We start from the raw sequence: 20,669 nt of genomic DNA on the forward strand, positions 1-20,669 counted from the left end.
GAAGGGCAAGGGCGACCTCAATAAGCTGAATGTTTTTTCGCTTTTTTCCGGCCGTTGGTATCCACTTGCTCTCCGGTGGCGACCCTCCCATGTCTCACAGGGTCTGTGCCCTAAATTCCTTCGTTCTGCCTATCCATGAGGTGGATGTTAGTCATGCTCCTATTACTGGATCTATGCCCTTATGGAATTTATTCAACCTAACTAATCCCGGCTCGTTTTGTCAATGTGCTACCTTTAAAAATACGTGGCTTTCTCCTCTTGCTTAGGGTTATGCTGCTTCCTGTAGTAATGGTCTTTTGATGTCATTCATCATTTTTTGTGGATCGTAGACTACCCCTTTGGTTAATAGTGCAAAAAATACTCGGATTAACTTGCTGCTCAATAGGACTAAGGATTGCTTCTTCTTGAGCGGATTCTGACTCCTGGTTGTATAGTATTGGTGCAGTTCTCGAAACTCCTGATTCTTAGCCACTAACGGCATGATTGCCTGGAATAGCAATGATCTTAGGCGGCGCCGCCCTCGTTTGCTGATACTGGTTTTGCCTTTGTGCTTCCCAGAGCTGTTTTCTTTTAAGCTTAGTCCCGCTAGTTTTTGTATCTGTCTCGGATGCCCGAAACGGCTTATGTCGCCTACTTCAGCGATGAATCCGGCTGCAGTTATCAAGCCTACACCTTTGATCTTTAACATTTCCTCCAAGCCTGGTATATGCTTTGTAAGCTGCTCCACCAGGCTCATTGTCCTGTCATATTGCTGCATATACATTTCGTAGTTCTCCAGCAGGATCATTAGGTCATTTTCTGCAGCTCTGATACCTTCCCGTACCCCTACAGAAGTCTTAGCAGCCTCCAGCAGCCCCATAGCTCGTTTCCTACCTACTGCTCTAAGTTTATCTTGCTTCCAGCGGCCAATGATGCCATCCACACCTTTTTCTAATATCTTCACGGGAGTGGGGAAATCTCTTAGTACAGCCATTGCAGCCTTGCCTTCCCAGTCTCCAAAGACTTGGTTAAATTCTGGAAAGTATATGCTCAGCCACCGTTTTACTCGGTTACGAATTGTATTTAACTGCTTTACTATTTGACAGCGTGTCTCCATGGCCGTCCTCAGTTCGCTATAGATGCCTTCGGGAATATATGGCTCCATGTACCGGCCATCTATGACCAGCATCGCTATCGTCTTTGGATCCTTGCGGTCATTCTTGGTTGGATTGTTGTCATCCAGTTCCTTGCTCCTCTTGACATGAAACGGATTCACCAGCACTATCTTCATGCTGTGATCCTTAAGTTGCTGAGCAATATTAAACCAGTAATGACCGGTCGGCTCCATACCTACCATTATTTTGCTTTTATTGCTTTTTTCTCCGATAGCCCTGACCCAGGTTGCGAACTGTCTAAAGCCTTCTGCATCATTGTTGAACTTGAGCAATTTCCCAATTTCCACCCTTCGGTGGTCAAAGGCCCTGGCATAGTGGATCTCACTGGCTATGTCCACGCCAACTATGATGGTCTCATCTGTGATTTGCAAAATCTTTTCATTCTGGGTATACTTCATCTTGGGTACCTCCTCTGTTATTTAAGGGTCGCTTCGCGAAAGCTGACACCTCGTATGCTAACAGGAGGTACTCTTTTTTTCAAAGGTCATTTTTGTTTATTACAGGAATGCTCCTTATTTGATGTCTGTGCTATATCTTCATATCGATCACGATATCTGAAATAAAATCTATCCGGTATCAAAGGACTCGCTGATCGATTTTCAAAAATCATATCTTGTAAACATCTAATATCATTTAGCAATTTTTCATCTGGATACAACGCTTTCGCTCTTAGTCTTTCAATAATACTATCAAGTTTATTTTTCATATCATTCAAATTTTGAATTGCTTTTTTATTGTCACGGTGAATTTTATAAACAAGAACGCCTCCAGGTAAAATTGGTGAAATAACAGACATAATAAATCCATTGAGCGTGATGCCATTAAATAATGCTATTAATAGCAAAACAATAAAAATGGTCGCTGTGCTAAGAATTAGAAAATAAGAGTATTTTTCTCTTAATTTTTGATTCCACCAGCAATTAGTGCTTTGGCAAATAATTCTGCCATATTTTAGATCTGCCATATCCATTCCAGGATACCAATTTACTAACAAGTCAAAGTTTTTATACTTTGAAAGATACTTCTTACTATTTTCTTGTATAGTTTCTAACATAGTTCCATGGCTATTTTTTATATAATTAAAGGGGATTTGTAGTACGTCACAATCAAAATCTTCTTGAATAATTGCAGCATTGAGTCTAAGATTTTCAATCCTTTTCGTCAAGAACAACTCATCAAATAGTACACAGAGAATCGACAAAACTGTTATGTAGACTGCATATTCTTTGCTTATGATATTACCAATTATTGCAAAGACTATAACAGCCATTCCACTTATAGCAAACTGAATGTGCATCATTTTCTTGGCATCAGAATATAGTTGTCTCTGAGCAGCCAGTCTCTTTAAATTTAATTCACTATTCTGCCTTTCATTAATGCTCATAAAATACCCCCTTACTCATATTTAGGAAAAGAATCCCCAAATATTTCACGCCATTTATTGATGGAACCTTTCATATCTTTGTCTTTTTCTAATTGCCTGGCATCTATGGCTTTATAATAGTCAGAATAAGCTTTATTCTTAATTTTGGTTTTTTCATCATAAGTAAGTTTATTGATATTGCCTTGAATATTTTTGGGATCGTTTACATCATACATAATATTATTGTGAATATAAGCAATAACATCCGGCAATTCAATATCTACATATTGATTGGCAGTTGTCGTTTTAGCTTCATAATAATTTAGTATCATTGTTTCCAACAAATATGATGACATTGTCGGCATAGTAGGTCTTCTATTCCAATACTTCATAACTCTAATCACTTGCAATACATTACCATCATGAGTTTGGTTAATTCTTGATGTTCTTTCTTTATCTATCCTGGGATCGGTTTTCTTCCAATGTCCATTCCCATCCGGTATGAGATAATAACTAACACCATAAATATTTGTTGTTGTCATAAAGCACGGCACGATATCAAAATTCCAGGTATACGATGATAACTGCAATGTAGCTGCTTCCTGATTTCTTTTAATATCTGCATTACTATATTGAGGTACATTGGAACATGCAGATACAAATTTGTTAATAACTTTTTTTGAATTTAACTTATTTGTGTAGTCATGGCACAAATTTAATAAGTCTTTGGCATCATCACCTACATTTATCTCAATCTTATCCGTATATTCGGTATATGTTGATCCCTGACCTGTTAAACCAATCATTAAGTCAATATCATCAAGCTCTCTAATTTTTGTCTTTCTTGCGAAAGAACCAAAATGTATATTGATGTCAGAGTATAATTTAGGAAAGGTATTGTCTTTTTCATCAAATTTGGAAATTTGACCTAATAGCCAATCTCTACTGCTTCTTGCAGTTTTACTTATATCCGAATCCAAGTTAACAATATCTTTTAAAAATTCATTAAATGCCTGAATCACTGTTGTTGCCATATTTTATCAAACCTCCTTATCCCCCAATACAAACATTTAGTCACCTGCTTCATCAATTTCTTTTACTCCACCGCCAAATGACCAATAATTATTTTCAATGAAATCGATAAACTTATGTAGGAAATCATCCTCTGAACAACTTTGAGGAACTAAGACACAACCGTTTATTTCAATCTCCTTAGAGACTCTATACTCATTGTCATTCTCAAAATCCATAATTTCAAATATCCGTTCTGCTGCTTTACGATATTTTTCTACTCTTTGATAATCTTCTTGGATAGGGTTTGAAATACGGGACAAATCCATATTGTCACTTAAATCAGCCAACTTTACTTTACAGGCTGTTTTATTCTCAATAACCCTACCAATGAAATCATCATAGTTTTCATTCTCGCGCTTTGTCAGAGAATTTAATGCACTCAAAACTTCTTCCGAAAAACCTTCTTTTCTCAAATATTCAATAGTAATATCTGAATCCTCAATAACATCATGTAACACTGCACAAATTCTTTCAGTTTCATCCCTTCGCATAAACATGACCCGTAGCGGGTGTAGTATATATGGCTGCCCAGCCTTGTCCATCTGTCCTTCATGAGCTTTAGCTGCAATACGAATAGCTTTATCAAGCATTTAGTACACCCCGTTTCATGTTTTTGTTATAGATAAAACAGCAAACTATATCTATAATTTTTTAAACTCCATATACTCCTTTAAAATCTGTTCAGGCTTTTCAAACTGCATTCTTCCAGGCTGAGCATCAAACATATTCTGAATATCTACAAACGCACCCATAGCATTCAACGCAAGTGTAAGTTCTTCAACAGCTTTTTCTTTATCCTGAGTATTAATCGATTCTATGGCACTTTTTATAAGATACCTTACATCATCTGCCCATATGGTATATCTTGAAAAGGTAGCAACACTGTTCCCATCGCGCTGGTCAAAGGCTGCTCTCTCCAACCGGGAAAAAATGTATTCCTCGGTATTACCATTGTAGTGTTTTAATTCACAGAAAGCTTGTTGCTTACCGAGAGAAGAATAGAATTCAAGAACAGCCCGTATATTATCTGTTAATTCCATCTGATATTTCACCTCTCTCATAACAATTTTAAAGCTCTTTTAACGGTTTAATGATCTGTTCAATTAATGCTTCATCGTCTGTAATACTAATAAGTGGCAAACTGAAAACATACGCTTCATCAATATATTTGCATTCCTCGGATTGGAAATGATTAACTTTTCCATCCAATTCATAATTATTGTCTTCATTTGCATCAGTCCAAGAAAACCAGATATTCCATAAATCCCAATGATCCCTTTTTTCTATATCGGAGTATACTATTTTTCCGGCAGTAATAATTGGTTGTTCCACTTCATCTCCCCAAAATGTGATTGTAATGCATTTATTAACCAGTTTATCTTTATTGTTTTGATAAACACGAAAAATTGCTTCAACAATCCATCTGTCAGCCTCCTGCAAGCTTGCGCTTACATCCTTTGTTATTCTATTGCCGTATAGGTTCCCCCATTCAGGAGCCAATTGGTTGTCAATCTTGAATATTAGTCGCTGACATTCTTTAAATACTTGTTGAATATATTGAAAAGCTAATGTTATTTGATGACCCTTTTGAATAACACTCACAACTGATTCCCCCTATAAAAAATATTTTTTCTATTGTAACGTCTAAGGTGTTCAATTGGTCAAAATAAGTTTTCTTCTCAGCAGAACTATTTCCATCATTATAGAAAATCGGATATGGCAATGAAAACGCCGAATTCAATGACTTATCCGGTAGAGATATCCCTGAAAAATCCCTCAACCCGAGCTTTTCCATATATTTCATCAAGTCGTCTACGATAATCTTTTCAAATGATGAATAGTACGGATACATTTTCTCAAGTGTTTTGTACAATTGATGCCATCTCAGATGAAATACATTTTCTTTTATTTCATTATATCTGCTTTGTATTATTTTGGTAGTTGCCGTTATGTCTGAGTAAGCTTCGGCTTCTGTCAAATAAATAATGTATCCCTTTCTGCCTTTAAAGCTTGATACAGATGATTCCACAAAATTCTCTATATCATTATTTATTGCTTCAAAATAACGAACTAATTGATCATTTTCCTCTGTTCCGCTTTTCCCCGATTTGAATTTAGCTTCAACGACAAGAAGCAAGTCATCAAAACCATGTACATGGTCACTAAATATAAGGATTAAATCCGGCTCTCCATAATTCTGATTCCAAGTCCAGAATACATATTCTACTTCCCGGTAACATCTCAGCTCAATTCCTTCCGAATTTAATTTCTCCCAAAGAGTTGTTCTTTTCTCGTTATATAAAAACGCAGATTCAATAAAAGGAATCAATATCATGTCTGGCCTTAGATATTTTAGAGTGCCAAAGACTGTTGAAGTGAGGATATCCTCCGTATACTCATAACCTAACGATTTGCCTTCAAGTACGGCTTGTATCAAATAATCACCCCCAATGGATAACTTCTCAGATATACAGAAAAAACTCAAAATAGGTTTGATTATTTAAAAATCTTAAAAATATCAAATATACTAAATGTAGTTTTACGGTAGACCTTGTTATACAAGGCTTTTTTAGGATTTGTAATCCAACCCCATCCTCTTGGAGCTTTCACCCCTAAGCTGTGGCGAATATATCTTTTTACGCTCGTTCTTGCTGCAATACTCTTTCTAATGCTTGGTTTTCTCATACCGAACTTCACAATTATCACACTCCTTTATTTTTCAATCACAAACCCACTCCAGCTATCGGCATACTGCAAAAGTAACGTAAGTGGTTCTTCATGAGTAGCACAGGAACGGTTATCCTCAACATATTGTCCATCGTGATAGACAATTGCCTGCACTTCTTCCTCTGTAAGGCTGATGTGTTGGAGAGCCAAATATAAACTCCTAACCGGAACACTTAAATATGTAAGTTCAGAATTAAAACGGTATGGATAATCTGGTTTGTATCCGTACCTTTTCTGTTTTTCGGACGGTTCATTTATTAGATACTGCGGATTTCCGGGCATACCCACTTTGCCTAAATCATGTAACAACGCTACTATAACACAGCTCTCATCACTTATTTCCGGTGCAATAGCAGCTTTGATCTTTAACATAGTTTCAGCAACATTTACCGAGTGCTCTAAAAGACCACCCTCTTTGCAGAGATGGTATTTCGTGCTTGCAGGTGCTGTTAGCCAAGCGGTTTCTTTCTCCATGAAGTTTATTACCCTATCAAATTGTTCTTTTCGCTCTATAACAATGGATTTTAAATCTTTATATCTTTCCGATACACTTTTTTTCATAACAAACGGTCCTCACAATGTAATTTCGAGTGTATTATTTTTTAACAATAACCTCTGTACGCCGGTCGATTTTATATTCAAATTCTACCTTTAATTCACTGTCAGCCGGTACATTAACAGAGAATTCAATAAGCCCCGATGATTTCTTTGAATACTCATGTGTTGCCGAAACCATTTCCCATATACCCCATGCATAATGTTCAAAATGTACTTCCGCAGCTTCTTCTTTATGGTTCTTAATAATGCACTCATATTTGTAATGTTCAAATCCATTTATTTTCTTCCTATCAATTTCTGTAAAATCGAAGGTAATGTCAAACGCATTGCCGATGGCGAGCTTAATATCTTCATCCTTTGGGGTGTGCCCTATACTATCCTCACCAATGAACTCAAGAGAATTGTCTGCTTCATCAGTTTTATACAGCTTGATTTTCCCTTTTGGCATGGCGCAACCCAAGCCACACTCTTTCTTATTTGTAAGTTCAATAATTACATTTGCCTTTTCTTCACTCATGTTGAGCTTGTAATATTTTTTATAGGGTATATTTAGACCATTTAAAATATTGATTTGTTTGATCTGATTATCTTTCAGGTTTGTTTGATTTACTAATGTATACATGTGATAATCAAAGAAAGTTTTTTCCTCAGCTTGAGGCGCAGTAGAGGACTCACAAATATACATACGTTCTTCCACATCATAGCCATCATCATCTTGAATTCTATTGACATCTCCGGCAATAAGCTTTACTTTGACATTTTCAAATGTTGCACCACTTTGATTTTCAATTTCTGCCCATCCTGCAATGTTCAAAGTTTTTTCCAAAATCTCTACAACATAGTTTGCATTCCAATTGAAACCCTTGCTAAGATAGGAAACTTTAACATATTCAGATGTCGACTTCCCAATCTTCCATACAAGAGCAGGCTTTACTATAAGTCCTGATGGTAGGGAAGGAAGAACAATTTCTGCCTGAGCATCGATATATATTTCCTTTGTATCATTATCCTCTAATACACATCTTCCAGCACCCTCAACCGATAAAAGCCGACAGCTCTTCTTTTCACCGGTTTTCCTGTCCTTTAAATAAACTTCCTTATCAATATACTTTTTGAGGAGCTTATCCCTATTAACTAAATCATAATCATAATTGAATTCCAAGATATTCAAACCTTCCACCAGGAGAGAATCCATTTCAATCTGCTGTGCTACATCAGCAAAAACAAGCTCAGTCTCAGCCCCTGTAAGGCTTACATCACGTGTTTCCTTGACAGCACCAAAGCCTCCATTGTAAATGGTCAATGAAATGTCTTTTGTATCAGATGCACTAGATATTTTTTTCATGATCCAACACCTCCCTCTATAACAAATTGTACCAGACAATATGTACAATAAAACGGACAGTCGTTATAAATTTGTAAAACAACTTATCCGTTTATTCTGCATATACCATCTGCATCAATATTCCCTTATCATCCATCATTGGCTTTTCCGGAATAGTTTTAAGCCCTTTTTCAAGAATTATTTTCCCCATCACTGCTAAACATAAGGCATCTATAACATCGTCAGTTTTCTTTCTGAATGGAACATCGGCTAAAAAATTCTCTACAACTTGATCTGCTTCAGGATAATATTTTCTCAGTATTCTAAGACGTTTTTGCTGACCTTCGGCAGACGTTTTATGTTCAAGGATTGGCTGATTATTATTAAGCTTTGAAAAACAAAATTCCGGGTGGCTTTCAAGAAGCCTGTTTTTCCATTGAGGTTTATTCTGCAAGAATTCGTCAACCTGTTTTATTGATTTTGCTATACCGAGGGTTTGTTCAGAAAGGCTTTTCCCTAAAATAGCAACATTTAACTCCCGTGCTGTTTTCTTATCCATCGCATATACAGCCTGTCTGCAAGGAACTTCAAAAATACTCGAACTTTTCTTACCAAGCTCCTTTTTCACAATCAGATCCGGACGTAGCTGGCTTTTGTTTTCAACAAGGCCTATTGGTATGTCAATTATGTAAATATCAGCATCTGAGTATCGACTGCATATATCATTTATATTTTTAAATTTTTCAACCTCAAATGTATTTTGGGTTATACAAACTGCAACCCACTTACCCTGACAGCCATCAATTCCAACACAACTATAACAATTATTTTTTATAGTTAACATCAACTCTTATTTCCCTTCAACCCATTTAATCATAAAATTCCAATCCCTTACTTGTCCGCTATCATGTAGTATTTCAAGATATACTCCATCACCTTTTCCTACTTGCCATATAGCTTGAGCAGAATTACCATTATCTGAAATACCAGCATTCTTAATGTATTTAAAAAACTCATCTTTGCCAGCTCCGATGGTCTCGGCTACATATGCAACCAAATATATGTCAATTACACTTGCACCAAAATCAGACGGCCTCTTTGATAAAATGTGTTCCCGGATAATATCCTTCCAGGCATATTGCGGGGAAGTCATTATCCTGTTTTTTATCTCCTCAATCCGGTATGCTTTATAACTTCTTTTCTCCCACTGTTTTAGCTGTGCAAAATCTCCGTTGACTTGTATAAGCTTTTGAAGCATATTCTCTAAATTACATACCGTTGGTATTACTTTGGCATGAATACTCCTACCCCTTAAATTATCCGGTAATATGTATCTATTAGGTCTTATCGAACTTTTAAAGACATCCATCTTCCACTCCTCCCTCTTATTTGTATTGTTCTAAAATCTCCTGAATAGAGTTTTTATATTTTTCAATAACACTCTCCGGAGATAATATCTTCACTTTATTTCCAAACTGTGCTAACCATGCAAAAAAGGTTGAACTAATTGCAACATTTATCCTAACTGAAAAGCTACTGTCATCAACTTTGCCTAAAGCAACATCCTTTCCAAAACGGTCTATAACTGTATTAACAAGTGAATTGTCAAACTGTAATCTTACCGTCTCTTCTTCCCCTCCGAACATATTGAATACTTTTTTGGAATATTCAGCAATGTTAAATTGCTCATTGTCCGGCAGTATCGTTCTGGGCTGATCTATGATTTCAATATTCGTCATCCTGTCAACCCGATAATGGGTAAAATCATTATATTTTTCCGAAAAAGTAATGAGATAATAGTTTTCATCATCCCAGGATAAAGCATAAGGACTTACAAAATAAAGTTCTCCATTCTTTCGATATTTCTTTTCTTTTTTGATATCGTAGTCATAATACTTGAAAGATACCTGCTTATTTTCTGCAATTGCGACATGAAGCCTGTCCACATTATAATAAATGTTTTCATTTATAGCCTTAACTCTGTTTGCCACATAAACTTGGCGATGGAGCAACGCAGCTTGATGTGAGCTTGACAGGCTCTCGATCTTTTTTATAAGTTCATTACTCTTTTTATATGTAATAAATTTCGAACATTGGACAGCATCAACCAAAAGCTTCAGTTCCGGTAATTCAAAGACACGGCTTGCTGCAAAATAATCAGTAGTTTTGCTTTTTCGAGTAGCAATATCAATTCCGTAATAACGCAAAGCTTCTATATCGTCATAAATTGATTTCCGCTCAGCATTAATCCCGTAGCGCTCAAGTTCAGCTATCATATCATTGATTGTCATTGTATTTTCTTCGTCCGTTTTTTCAAGAAGCATTTTCATTAAGTATAAAATTTTCAACTTCTGATTAGAACTTTTTGCCATAACTGCACCTCTATAATTGCAACATTATTCCAAATAATTACACCTCTAATGATACCATAATATCATAAGAGGTGTCCAATAAAACGGATTGTGTTTTTATATTCCTGCTGCAATCTCTTTTAAACGTCCATATATATTTTCCCATCTTGTATTAAGGTTCAATGTTTTCACATATATCTTTTTACCCTGAATACTGTAAACAAAGTCAAGCTCAGTGTCTACAACAGGATAAATCAGCATCCCTGCTTTCTCTCCAATAAAAGTGCTGTTATTTATGTACGTGTAGATCTGGTACAGGTTTCCTGATATAAGCTTTTTAGTTTCTCCTACATTTCGAATTTGCAGTGCATTCGTATAATACTTTGCATCAATTATCAATTGTCTTTTCTCATTTTGCAGTACGATATCCGTTCTCATTACCGGCAAAAAGCTTTCACCAATGTGTTCAAAGTCAGCATCCTTTTCCCATTGAAAGATCGGAGAATAGACTAAAATTGATGATAACTCCTTTTTATAAAAATTTAGTATAAACTTCTCATATAGAGCAGCCATTCTATTATCTCTAATGAAATCCTTAAAGATAGTTTCACCCTTTTGAGATGCAACAAGCACTTCATCATATATAAGCTCGCAAATATCTATAATCAATTTATAAAAGCGGTTATTCCGATGATATCGGATGCGCGAAAAATGTGATTTCTGAAGCCTTATAACCTCTATTTCCTGAAAATATGTCTATGGTAATCTAATAGTAGGCCACCGTAGTCATTGAAAAACCGGCCACAATAGATTAACCTACTTGAGAGGAAATTCAACAGGTAGGGGCTGGGAGAGATGATCACAATGAACATCAAGCAACAAATTTTAATGATGCATATTCATGAAGGGAAATCGCGCCGGGAAATTGCGAAAATAACAGGGATCAATCGGGACACCGTAGGAAAGTACATTGGACAATATGAGGAAGGGAGACAGCAATTATTGTCGAGCGGGTCGGCAGATATCCAGGCACTAGTCGACACCCTCACTTCTGCCCCCAAGTATACTGTGGGCATTCGACCCAAAAGAAAAATGACTGACGAGGTTGTGAACAGGATCCAGTTCTATCTTGACGAGAATGAAACTAAGCGAAATCAGGGGCGGCACAAGCAGCAAAAAAAAGCCATTGATATCTTTGAAGCACTGGAAGCCGAGGGTACTCAACTAAGTTACAGTACCGTTCTTCGAACCATTAGAAGCTTGGAACGGAAACCAAAGGAAGCGTTTATTAAGGCTCTGTATGAACTTGGAGACATTTGCGAATTTGATTGGGGTGAGGTTAAACTAAAAATTAATGGAAAATTTCAAGTTTTTCAGATGGCCGTATTCACAACGGCTTACGGGAACTATCGCTTTGCTTATCTGTTCACCAAACAAACAACAGAGTGTTTTCAGGAAGCACACGCCCTGTTTTTCCAGCATATCGGCCAAGTGTATCGTACCATGGTGTACGATAACATGAAAGTCGCGGTGAAAAGGTTTATTGGAACGGAGAAGGAGCCGACGCAAGGATTGCTTCAATTGTCGCTCTACTATGGTTTTCAGTATCGGTTTTGCAATATTCGCAAGGGCAACGAAAAAGGTCATGTGGAGCGAAGCGTCGAGGTCGTTCGCCGAAAAGCCTTCGCTTTTCGGGACGAATTTGAATCCCTGGAGGAGGCAAATCAATATTTGCAGGATGTGTGCACTAAGCGTAATCGTAAGTCCCATGATGAGTACAACGGCCAGACGGCGGAGGAACGATTGGAAGAAGAGCGCCCCGCATTGCTGCCCACCCTTCCACCATTTGATGCAGCTCGCGTGATTTATGGACGGGTGAACAAATATTCCACCATCATCGTTGATCAGAATCGTTACTCAGTACCGGATCATTTGGTAGGTGAATCGATCATGATTAAAGCATATGCGACCCGGGTGCGATGCTTCCATCAGGAATCCTTGGTAGCGGAGCATGTGCGATTAACCGGCAACCACGAGTGGCGGCTTGATCTGAATCATTATTTGGATACGCTAAGGAAAAAACCTGGTGCATTTGCCGGTAGTGCGGCATGGCAGCAGGCTCCTAAAAGGATAAAAGAAATATACGAAACATATTATACCAAACAAGACAAGGAATTTATACAGCTATTGCAATATATTCGAGACGATGTCCCATTTGCGGAAGTCGAGCAAGCTATTCGGGAGCTGGAGAAAATTCATCCGGCTCAAGTGACTACGGATAAAATTAAAGTGCTTTGTGCTAGGAATCGTGACGCGATGCCTGTTGTTCAACCAAATCTCTCGAAAACGGGAAAAGAGATTGTAGAGCGGTCAGCACAGCAGCTTCGCATGTACGATGACATGTTTGATACCCATACACCAAAAGCAAAGGAGGACGTTGCATGAGTAACGCGCCGCGCAAGGCGTTTAAGGAAGCGATATTGGAATATAGCAAAGAACTGAGACTCCCTATGATTCGTAAGCATTTGGATGAGCAAGTTCGGGAGTCAACGCAGCAGGATGCCAGTTATGAAGCATTTCTGGCGCAGTTACTGGAGAAGGAATGTGATGCTCGTCGGGAAGCCTCGCGGCATAATCGCATTCGTCTGGCTGAATTTACACATAAAAAGTACCTTGAAGATTTGGTCATCGCGGATTTGCCAGATGATGCCCAAAAGAAGTTAAAGCAGCTGAAAACATTAGAGTTTATTCAGGAGGGGCGCAACATTATTCTGGCGGGGAACCCGGGAACAGGCAAGACGCATGTGAGTATTGGGCTAGGCTTAAAGGCCTGCCTGGAGGGATATAAAGTATGGTTTACAACTGTTCCCCTCCTCATTAACCGGATTAAAGAATGCCGAGCAGAGCAAACTCTTCGAGCCTTCCAGAACCGCTTTGAAAAATATGATTTGGTTATTGCCGATGAAATGGGTTATATATCTTTTGATAAGGAAGGATCTGAATTATTGTTTACCCATTTGTCGCTGAGGGCTGGTCGCAAATCGACAATCATCACAACCAACTTATCCTTCGAACGATGGGGTGAAATTTTTCAGGATCCCGTGATGACGGCGGCCATGATTGACCGGTTGACGCATCAGTCATACATCGTCAACATGAATGGAAACTCGTACCGCATGAAAGAAACGAAGGAGTGGTTACAACAACAGCAACTGGCATGAAGAAAAAAACAATAACCCTGTATAAAGGTTTATCATGTTTTTGATAAACATTTATACAGGATGTAACAAGCGATAGCGCGTTAGCATTCATCGTGAAACAATGCTCTTTGAAAACTAAATATGCTTATGAAACGACTAAATTTTTTTTTCTTAGTGGCCGAAAATTAAATGACTATATGGCCTAATTTTAAGTTGACAAATACATTCATAACTTCTATAGAGCCATCCTTGAGTCTTGCTTTCCAGTTGTGCAGCTTCTGATGTAATCTTGCCAAGTAGTTTTATGCCACTATTTCCAAAGCACAAATAAAAGTAATCCCCAATTCTAATACCATTCTCAAACTCGTTTCCTTGACCTCTTCCCGTATCTCTATGTACTGTGATTATCCCTTGGTCTAAATACTTTTCTCTCTCTTCTTCTGTAAAGCTGCCATCGTTTCCATGAGATATCTTCCAAATATTTATTTTGTCATCCTGTGAGACAATCATATCATTAACCAATTCATCCTCCGCTATATCCTTACTTCTACCATAGACAGATAGTTTCAAATCCATAGCTCTATAGTTCCTGAATACACATTTTTCATCTCTGAACTTTTTTAACTGCCTTGAGTTTTGTATGTAGTACCCTAATTCTCTGGGCTTAACTAATGATACCCCTTCTATCTGAAAAAGTGGTACTGTATCGTTAACAGCACTATTCATAATAGGAAACGTATACGGCTTCAAGCAGTGCAGCATTACAGAAGCCGCTGCACTTTGCATCCCTTTTATACCCTTCTTAATAGCTTCCTCTACCTTTGCAAACATTGCTTCATCGTCAGCCATGTCTTTCAGCTCTACACAAAGAGAAATGAACCTTTGGGCACTTTCTTTATCTGCTTTTGAGGCAAATGTGTGAAAGCCAGTACCAAACATTCCAATAGACCACCCTAAATTTTTACCTTCTTCTGCAATATTCTCATAGCTATGCTGAACAGCTTTTTCCTTAACTTTTTCCAAAATAGCAGAAAGCCTGTCCTTTTCGACCGTATCCAGGTGGCTATCTTTAATTTTTTGCCGTTTCACATCAACACCACTTCTCCAAGTGCCAACTACCATGAAGTAGAGAAGATCGAGGTCATTTATATCAAGCTGCTCCCGTGTAATCGTTGATAGTGATTCAACAGTTTCTCTTACAAGCTCATATGATCCGTCATGCATGTCTGGATCTACATCAGGTATCGTTTTGAGTTCCTCAATCATCTTGTTATCTTTAAATTCTATATATAATTTCAAAGCAGCTTTTAATGTATGTGTTCCGTTATAAATATCACCGTCTATTGGAATATTGTGCTTCGGTTTGGCTCCAAGCTTTTTATCTGTTGTGGTATAAGTGAGCTGCTCTATAAGTCTTGCGCATCTATCAGAAGTATATAACTTGTCCAAATCACCATAGAATTTTTCGATTCTCAGACAATTTGAAGTTCTTGCATTGCTTGTGGTCGTATCAAGCTTTTTGAAACTCTTAAGCCAGTTATAAAACAACTCCTTATCCATTTTGCATCCCCCCTAATTTGCTGAGTCCATCTGACAGTTTCCTTACGTATCTAAGCAACCTCATAGCGTCTTGATTTTTTATAATTACTCGTTGACCTGCCCTGTATGATATATCTCCTGAGTTTTGTATATATCTTTCATCGATCAAACCATTATTGTGTTCAATAATGTGCCTTTGCTGAAATAACATATTTATATCTTCAATTTCATCATGAGAAAGCCATAAATCATAGCCCTTCCCGGTAGCTTCTTTAAATAAGTTGCTTCCTTTTTCAATTATTTGAAAGTCGTTAACTCGAACCTTTTTAGTCGGCATAATTTGCTTATAAATTTCTTCTGCATACTTTTGGAAAGCTGAAACAATATCTCCCAGTGTTCCTTCTATCATTGAGCGACACATCGATTCAGCCTTATCTTTGCCATAGCTTTTTTCGAAGGTATTATATATATCTTCAATAGACTCAATCATCTTTTGAACTGTATCTAAAGATTCATTAAAAACACGCTCAACGGCATTATGTCCGCAGCAGGGACAAAAATAAGCACTTCCGAACACGCTGTATCGAGTCTGGCACTTTTCACAAGTTATTTCCAATTCCCATTCTGGTCTTTGTCCTATGGGATTATTCACAAATGATATCTTTTTGCCGGGTTTATAAGTAATTTGAACATATTTATTTCCACGCATACTGCGTGCCATTTTCCCAAACATCTTATCCAATTCATTGCTGATGTAAGACTGAGCGTAACTGGCAGCTATCTCCTGAATAGCCTCAATCTGCTCATGAGTGTACCACTGATCAGACGTTGCGGTATGTCCACACATAGGACAAAATACTTGTTCGTCAGATGCTTTTTCTTTCCAGTCTTCCATATGTATTTTAAAAAGATATTCACACTTTTCATTTGGGCATTGCCTATCATAATAACCCTTTTCATCTGATGTAAATTCAACAGGTATTTCAGTTAATGACATCTTCTCCACCTCTTCCCCGACACATGGCTTTATATAATCAGTTTTATACCTCATTCATTGCTAAAATTATTCTTTCTAATTGTTGAATTGAGTTTATAAAACTTAAGTATATTCTTGTAACATCCAATATTTCCAATTTATATTCTACTTCGCGCTCACTTGGTAACTTTTTGTAAATACGAATTAAATCATATACTGTTTCTCTACCCGTCTGTCTATCAATTCTATAAAATATTTTTGAATCCTGAGTAATAATTTTGCCATTTGAAAAATGAGTTTCCTCTGAACGAATATCATGAACAATAGCATACCATTCCAGGGATCTATCAACAAAATCAAATATCTTTTTATCTGCGTATATGCTGGAAGAATCCTTATTCTTTATCGTTTTTTGTAATAAGCTATGAAATTTAGCTTGTATTTCTCCCCTATCCCTATATAGCTCTTTAAAAATCATTGCAACATATTCCATACAAGAGTATATTTTTTCAAAAATATCTGCTATTTCCCCTACAAGAATTATGTCATCCGATTCAGATATTGAGGGTAGTTTATTTATTAAATCTGTGTGCATAGCATTTATAATATCAAGCTTATACGTTATACTTTTGGCTTTTCTTATTAAATCTTGATAACATCTTCTTATTTTAGGATTAGGGAGTTGTTCAATAGTTAATCCACCTATCTGCATATCATTCTAACTCCTCTATTAATTCATTAAGCGAATCGTTGACTGAATTTAATAGAATTTTAGAATCCATTATCCAGTTAGGTGAATAATTTTCCTCTCGTTTCCAAAGTTTATTGTACGCCTTTAAAGAAGCTGTATGACCAGATAATTTATTTCTTGAATTATAGAGAAGTTTCAATGAATTAATCAAATTATCACCGGTAGTAATACCCAGCTCTTTAAACAATACATCAAGCTGACCTATACTCCCTAAGGCTTGTCCTTGAGCATCTTTGAGTTTTTCTTCTTGAACGAATTTCTGCACCATTTTTTTGTTGATGCTTTCACATGTAATTTTGCAAAACTGAATTACATACTCTTTATATTCGTCAACAGTATTCACAACGGGGGTCACAAAAGCGCTATATATTGAGTTATCTGCTTCTGATAATGGATTGAAGATTATAGCACCATACTTATCATTAAATTTCTCATTTAGTTTTCCAATAAGAGTAAAAAGCCACTTCTCCGGGAGAATTTTATCAACAAATACAGATTCCATCTGCTGTTTCCAAAAGTTCTCCTCAATCGCTCCTTTAGGAGGTATATTCTCTGTACTCCAGTGCTTTTGCTCATCAAATGGTATTCTTCCTAAGTCACCAAGCCATACAACCACTTTATCTTCTTCATTAATTGTAAATGGTAAATTCCATTCATCCAAATATTTAATATATCCATCACTGATTACATAGTTTGCGGTATCTGTCTTATACTTATTTAATACACTCTTATTGAAAAAAATTGGGGTTAAAAAATGCGGAGCTTCAGGATTAGCGCCGAAGTAGTTTGCCAATTTGCTTTCATCACACGTATATTTCATTAGATTTCCGGTCTCTATGTCAATTCCATAAATGAATTCACTGTACTCTTTATCGCCAACAAGGTATTGTAAGCTTTTATGATGACACTCTTTATATGGTTTTATTATTGACTTTCCAATAATTGATGCCAATACATTATAATCGCTATAGTCGTATGAATTAATAGAATAAAGAAAGAAACTTGTATTATTTGAAAATGTTTTCTGGGCACCGCTTATCTTTTTATCAATAAGAGCAAACCTTCTATGGTCAAATGTAATAACACAAATTTTGTTGTATGCACATAAAAAATCCTTAAGATATTTTGTTAGAACTTCAATTTTATTGTCAGAAATTTTGATAATAATTTCATCAGTATTAGGATCTATATAGTTATCACCAATCTTGACTATATTGTTATACCAAATCAATTTTGGGTTAATTTCAACTTGAACAGCATACTTTCTGTTAAACGAACGAAATGCAACTAAATATTCAAAGTCTCCACTTTCATTTCCCGGAACAAAGAATATCTCATCTTCAAATTTTCCATTTCCAATATTTCTTGATACATGTTCAAAATAAGAATGTCCAAAGGAATCTGGTGAAAATCCCCATTCAAAATCGTTAAGGTACTCCTTTATAAACTCGTCATCATCATTGACCAGAGCGCAAAAAGCAAAAATGTCATGTTTAAATCCATTGCTTGTAGACTTTACATTCTCATACAAAGTAATCCACTCATTAGAATTCAAGTTTTCATAATTGGTAATGTAATCTTCAAATTTTAAGTAATCCATGACCTTACCTCGTTTCATAAAAGTTTAAACCATTTGTCTATTAAGAATCTAGTCTAAATCAAACACCTTCTTAGAAAGATCTTCTGCACTAGCATAAAATAGTATTGATATTTTTCCCCATATATCTGGTTGCATTGTCATTGTATCAGGCTGGTTTGAAATAGGAATATATACAGTTTTAGCGCCTTGTTCAATAATAAAACTAAGCTTTTCGTAAAGGTTTGTCGTTTTTATCAAATTTCCGTTTACGGTCATACTACCTAAAACTACAGTCTTTGCTTTTATTGGACGATCAATAAAATTAGAAATCATACTCAAGTAAAAGGCCGACCCAATCTCTTGATTTCCGCCAGAGCCATTTTCATCAATTATTTGGGTTATGTAGGTATGTTCAAATAGTTTATTGGTTACCCCCATGTTATTTGCATTAGCCTTGATATAGTTATAGACATTCTTGATGGTCTCTTTTGCCTCAACTGAAGGCTTTCCAGTAATTTGGTAATTCCCATTACCATTGGTATAATTTGTTTCAATTTTGATCGGAAACATCCTGTCATCTTTGGTGATTACAGTAAATACCTCGCCTACATCTAGCGGTGATACCATACTCCCGATTCCACTTACCATTTCTTTAAGATATACATTCTTTGTCATTTGCGTTTCTTTTTCCATATATCTAAAGGTAGTTCCAAAAAACTCAAGACCACCTCTTCGCTTTAACTGTTCCTTTACTCTCATTCTACCTTCCATTGCAAATTCTAAGTACTCCTTTACTTCTTCAGCAGAAGCATTCAGGTCTGGATGGAGCAGTTTTAACAAACCCGAAACAGTCTTTCTAATGGCCTTTGTATCACGAGAACTTAAACTCTTATCTAGTACGAAGTGTTTATCTAATAGATCCGAGTAAGACTTTTTTCTTAAATCATGCAATATTTTTGAAAAGAAATCCGAAATCATTCCGAGATCTTTTGAATAATAATCTGTTTTCATTTTTGGCATTTCCCAACCTGGTAGATAATAATGAAATCTATCTATTAAAGCGGGCGTTTGTAACTCTTCTGCCAAAGTGGAGAAAAGGTTTCCTCCTTGCTCCCAAATCTGCAGAGGATTGTCGATATTTCCCACAAATACCATAGAAGCTTTTCCTTCAATTCGCATTTTATCTCTGGCAAAATTTCCAGATTCCATATAAGTTTGAAGCATTGCTGGTCCTTGTGGATCTCCAAATCTTACATTAGCAACTTCATCAAAGGCGACAACGTCCCATATTCCAACTAATCCTACTTCCTTTTTCCCAAGATTATAGAATAAAACAGCAACGGAAGCTTTTCCGCCAGCGACAAGTAAACTGAATGGGGATAGTTCATTATAAGTATAAGATTTTCCAGTCTCCCTTGGTCCAAGCTCTATTAAATTGTAATTAGTTTCACAGTGAGGTATCAGCCTTAATAGCATTAGAAGTTTCTGTCTGAAATCAAATTTTTCAGGATTAAGCCCTATGCTATTTATTAGCAAATCTAACCACTCATCCCTAGTAAATTCTCTTCTACACGAGATATATTCCTCAATCTCATCAGTTGAAATCTGCATAGGGCTAAATTTGCCGACCATAACAGGATACTTGGAACTGTCTTCATTTCTTTCTAGTCTGACTAACCCCCACATACCGCCTTCTAGCAAGCCTTTGTATTTTCTAACCCATTCATCATCCACCAAAATATCTTTGAGTCCTGCAGTATTCAAGGTTCCAATATACATGTCTTTATTCAAATCAACATCGACAAGCAATTTGTCAATAATTACTATGCTTCCATCCGTTTTTATTGAGTCTTTTATCTTATTTTTGTCTTCCGGTAAAATGTAGTGTTTGTTGAGAACAGCTTTAACCTTTTCAATAATTTCATCATTCGTTAGTCCTTTATCCGAATACTGGGATATAAGATATTCCAGCACGTATACCGGTAATTTAATGCTGCTTTTCAGACTATTTACGATTCCCTTTGTTACCACTTTATATTGAAATACTTGTTGTACTTTTTCATTCAAGCTCAT

At 36.5% G+C, this 20,669-nt stretch carries 20 protein-coding genes and 1 pseudogene; 2 read left to right on the plus strand and 19 right to left on the minus strand.

Features of this window, described 5'->3' with window-relative positions; genetic code table 11:
* Positions 1-268: 268 nt before the first annotated feature.
* The 14 genes and pseudogenes from CEQ75_RS03300 to CEQ75_RS03365 all read right to left on the minus strand — a co-directional run bounded on the left by CEQ75_RS03300 (position 269) and on the right by CEQ75_RS03365 (position 11,292).
* Positions 269-1,552: an IS110 family RNA-guided transposase gene (locus tag CEQ75_RS03300; protein ID WP_089609066.1), complete on the minus strand. Its 1,284-nt coding sequence runs from the start codon at positions 1,550-1,552 to the stop codon at positions 269-271.
* An 86-nt stretch (positions 1,553-1,638) separates the two neighbouring features.
* Positions 1,639-2,538 carry an S-4TM family putative pore-forming effector gene (locus tag CEQ75_RS03305; protein WP_089609067.1) on the minus strand — a complete coding sequence of 300 codons (900 nt, stop codon included), beginning with the start codon at positions 2,536-2,538 and terminating at the stop codon, positions 1,639-1,641.
* Between the two features lie 11 nt (positions 2,539-2,549).
* On the minus strand, positions 2,550-3,551 hold the full coding sequence (locus tag CEQ75_RS03310) for an SMODS domain-containing nucleotidyltransferase (RefSeq protein WP_089609068.1): 1,002 nt from the start codon (positions 3,549-3,551) through the stop codon (positions 2,550-2,552).
* Between the two features lie 207 nt (positions 3,552-3,758).
* Positions 3,759-4,181: pseudogene (locus CEQ75_RS03315) on the minus strand (GTP pyrophosphokinase); the annotation flags it as partial.
* 51 nt (positions 4,182-4,232) lie between these two features.
* Entirely contained in the window at positions 4,233-4,631 is a 399-nt protein-coding gene (locus CEQ75_RS03320) for a hypothetical protein (protein ID WP_089609070.1), read from the minus strand.
* A gap of 28 nt (positions 4,632-4,659) precedes the next feature.
* Positions 4,660-5,193, minus strand: a complete 534-nt coding sequence (locus CEQ75_RS03325; protein ID WP_089609071.1) for a hypothetical protein — start codon at positions 5,191-5,193, stop codon at positions 4,660-4,662.
* Positions 5,129-6,028, minus strand: coding sequence for a hypothetical protein (locus CEQ75_RS03330; protein WP_089609072.1), 900 nt, complete (start codon positions 6,026-6,028; stop codon positions 5,129-5,131). The genes CEQ75_RS03325 and CEQ75_RS03330 overlap by 65 nt, the downstream gene beginning before the upstream one ends.
* Before the next feature lie 59 nt (positions 6,029-6,087).
* Complete coding sequence (locus tag CEQ75_RS03335) at positions 6,088-6,288, minus strand: hypothetical protein (protein ID WP_089609073.1); 201 nt, start codon at positions 6,286-6,288, stop codon at positions 6,088-6,090.
* A gap of 15 nt (positions 6,289-6,303) precedes the next feature.
* Positions 6,304-6,879: an HD domain-containing protein gene (locus CEQ75_RS03340; protein WP_089609074.1), complete on the minus strand. Its 576-nt coding sequence runs from the start codon at positions 6,877-6,879 to the stop codon at positions 6,304-6,306.
* Positions 6,880-6,913: 34 nt separating this feature from the next.
* Complete coding sequence (locus tag CEQ75_RS03345) at positions 6,914-8,221, minus strand: DUF4139 domain-containing protein (protein ID WP_089609075.1); 1,308 nt, start codon at positions 8,219-8,221, stop codon at positions 6,914-6,916.
* Between the two features lie 91 nt (positions 8,222-8,312).
* Positions 8,313-9,044: a DUF429 domain-containing protein gene (locus tag CEQ75_RS03350; RefSeq protein ID WP_089609076.1), complete on the minus strand. Its 732-nt coding sequence runs from the start codon at positions 9,042-9,044 to the stop codon at positions 8,313-8,315.
* 6 nt (positions 9,045-9,050) lie between these two features.
* The gene (locus tag CEQ75_RS03355) at positions 9,051-9,569 is read right to left on the minus strand and encodes a hypothetical protein (RefSeq protein ID WP_089609077.1); all 519 of its coding nucleotides are present in this window, start codon (positions 9,567-9,569) and stop codon (positions 9,051-9,053) included.
* Between the two features lie 16 nt (positions 9,570-9,585).
* Positions 9,586-10,572, minus strand: a complete 987-nt coding sequence (locus CEQ75_RS03360) for a helix-turn-helix transcriptional regulator (protein ID WP_089609078.1) — start codon at positions 10,570-10,572, stop codon at positions 9,586-9,588.
* A gap of 96 nt (positions 10,573-10,668) precedes the next feature.
* Positions 10,669-11,292 (minus strand): 5-methylcytosine restriction system specificity protein McrC, encoded by a 624-nt coding sequence (locus tag CEQ75_RS03365; RefSeq protein WP_089609079.1) that lies wholly within the window; start codon positions 11,290-11,292, stop codon positions 10,669-10,671.
* A gap of 114 nt (positions 11,293-11,406) precedes the next feature.
* On the opposite strand from CEQ75_RS03365, the gene istA reads away from it, so the two are divergent.
* Both istA and istB read left to right on the plus strand, forming a co-directional pair.
* The gene (istA, locus tag CEQ75_RS03370; RefSeq protein ID WP_089608934.1) at positions 11,407-12,996 is read left to right on the plus strand and encodes an IS21 family transposase; all 1,590 of its coding nucleotides are present in this window, start codon (positions 11,407-11,409) and stop codon (positions 12,994-12,996) included.
* Positions 12,993-13,772, plus strand: a complete 780-nt coding sequence (gene istB, locus CEQ75_RS03375) for an IS21-like element helper ATPase IstB (RefSeq protein WP_089608935.1) — start codon at positions 12,993-12,995, stop codon at positions 13,770-13,772. Before istA ends, istB begins: the two co-directional genes overlap by 4 nt.
* A gap of 150 nt (positions 13,773-13,922) precedes the next feature.
* Here the strand turns inward: istB and CEQ75_RS03380 are convergent, their stop codons facing one another.
* Genes CEQ75_RS03380 through brxL form a run of 5 tightly spaced genes read right to left on the minus strand, consistent with a single transcriptional unit; the run spans position 13,923 to position 20,669 of the window.
* Positions 13,923-15,311 (minus strand): hypothetical protein, encoded by a 1,389-nt coding sequence (locus CEQ75_RS03380; RefSeq protein ID WP_089609080.1) that lies wholly within the window; start codon positions 15,309-15,311, stop codon positions 13,923-13,925.
* Positions 15,304-16,287, minus strand: a complete 984-nt coding sequence (locus CEQ75_RS03385) for a hypothetical protein (protein WP_089609081.1) — start codon at positions 16,285-16,287, stop codon at positions 15,304-15,306. Before CEQ75_RS03385 ends, CEQ75_RS03380 begins: the two co-directional genes overlap by 8 nt.
* 43 nt (positions 16,288-16,330) lie before the next feature.
* Complete coding sequence (locus CEQ75_RS03390) at positions 16,331-16,978, minus strand: hypothetical protein (protein ID WP_089609082.1); 648 nt, start codon at positions 16,976-16,978, stop codon at positions 16,331-16,333.
* A gap of 1 nt (position 16,979) precedes the next feature.
* A complete protein-coding gene (locus CEQ75_RS03395) occupies positions 16,980-18,617 on the minus strand; it encodes a hypothetical protein (RefSeq protein WP_089609083.1) in 1,638 nt (545 codons plus the stop codon).
* 48 nt (positions 18,618-18,665) lie between these two features.
* Positions 18,666-20,669, minus strand: a complete 2,004-nt coding sequence (gene brxL, locus CEQ75_RS03400) for a protease Lon-related BREX system protein BrxL (RefSeq protein ID WP_089609084.1) — start codon at positions 20,667-20,669, stop codon at positions 18,666-18,668.

The organism is Dehalobacterium formicoaceticum, assembly GCF_002224645.1.
Classification (GTDB): domain Bacteria; phylum Bacillota; class Dehalobacteriia; order Dehalobacteriales; family Dehalobacteriaceae; genus Dehalobacterium; species Dehalobacterium formicoaceticum.

Coding starts and splice junctions, on each gene's coding strand:
- CEQ75_RS03300 (WP_089609066.1), bottom strand. CDS start 1,552: ATGAAGTATACCCAGAATGAAAAGATTTTGCAAATCACAGATGAGACC.
- CEQ75_RS03305 (WP_089609067.1), bottom strand. CDS start 2,538: ATGAGCATTAATGAAAGGCAGAATAGTGAATTAAATTTAAAGAGACTG.
- CEQ75_RS03310 (WP_089609068.1), bottom strand. CDS start 3,551: ATGGCAACAACAGTGATTCAGGCATTTAATGAATTTTTAAAAGATATT.
- CEQ75_RS03320 (WP_089609070.1), bottom strand. CDS start 4,631: ATGGAATTAACAGATAATATACGGGCTGTTCTTGAATTCTATTCTTCT.
- CEQ75_RS03340 (WP_089609074.1), bottom strand. CDS start 6,879: ATGAAAAAAAGTGTATCGGAAAGATATAAAGATTTAAAATCCATTGTT.
- CEQ75_RS03345 (WP_089609075.1), bottom strand. CDS start 8,221: ATGAAAAAAATATCTAGTGCATCTGATACAAAAGACATTTCATTGACC.
- CEQ75_RS03350 (WP_089609076.1), bottom strand. CDS start 9,044: ATGTTAACTATAAAAAATAATTGTTATAGTTGTGTTGGAATTGATGGC.
- CEQ75_RS03355 (WP_089609077.1), bottom strand. CDS start 9,569: ATGGATGTCTTTAAAAGTTCGATAAGACCTAATAGATACATATTACCG.
- CEQ75_RS03360 (WP_089609078.1), bottom strand. CDS start 10,572: ATGGCAAAAAGTTCTAATCAGAAGTTGAAAATTTTATACTTAATGAAA.
- istA (WP_089608934.1), top strand. CDS start 11,407: ATGATCACAATGAACATCAAGCAACAAATTTTAATGATGCATATTCAT.
- istB (WP_089608935.1), top strand. CDS start 12,993: ATGAGTAACGCGCCGCGCAAGGCGTTTAAGGAAGCGATATTGGAATAT.
- CEQ75_RS03380 (WP_089609080.1), bottom strand. CDS start 15,311: ATGGATAAGGAGTTGTTTTATAACTGGCTTAAGAGTTTCAAAAAGCTT.
- CEQ75_RS03385 (WP_089609081.1), bottom strand. CDS start 16,287: ATGTCATTAACTGAAATACCTGTTGAATTTACATCAGATGAAAAGGGT.
- CEQ75_RS03390 (WP_089609082.1), bottom strand. CDS start 16,978: ATGCAGATAGGTGGATTAACTATTGAACAACTCCCTAATCCTAAAATA.
- CEQ75_RS03395 (WP_089609083.1), bottom strand. CDS start 18,617: ATGGATTACTTAAAATTTGAAGATTACATTACCAATTATGAAAACTTG.
- brxL (WP_089609084.1), bottom strand. CDS start 20,669: ATGAGCTTGAATGAAAAAGTACAACAAGTATTTCAATATAAAGTGGTA.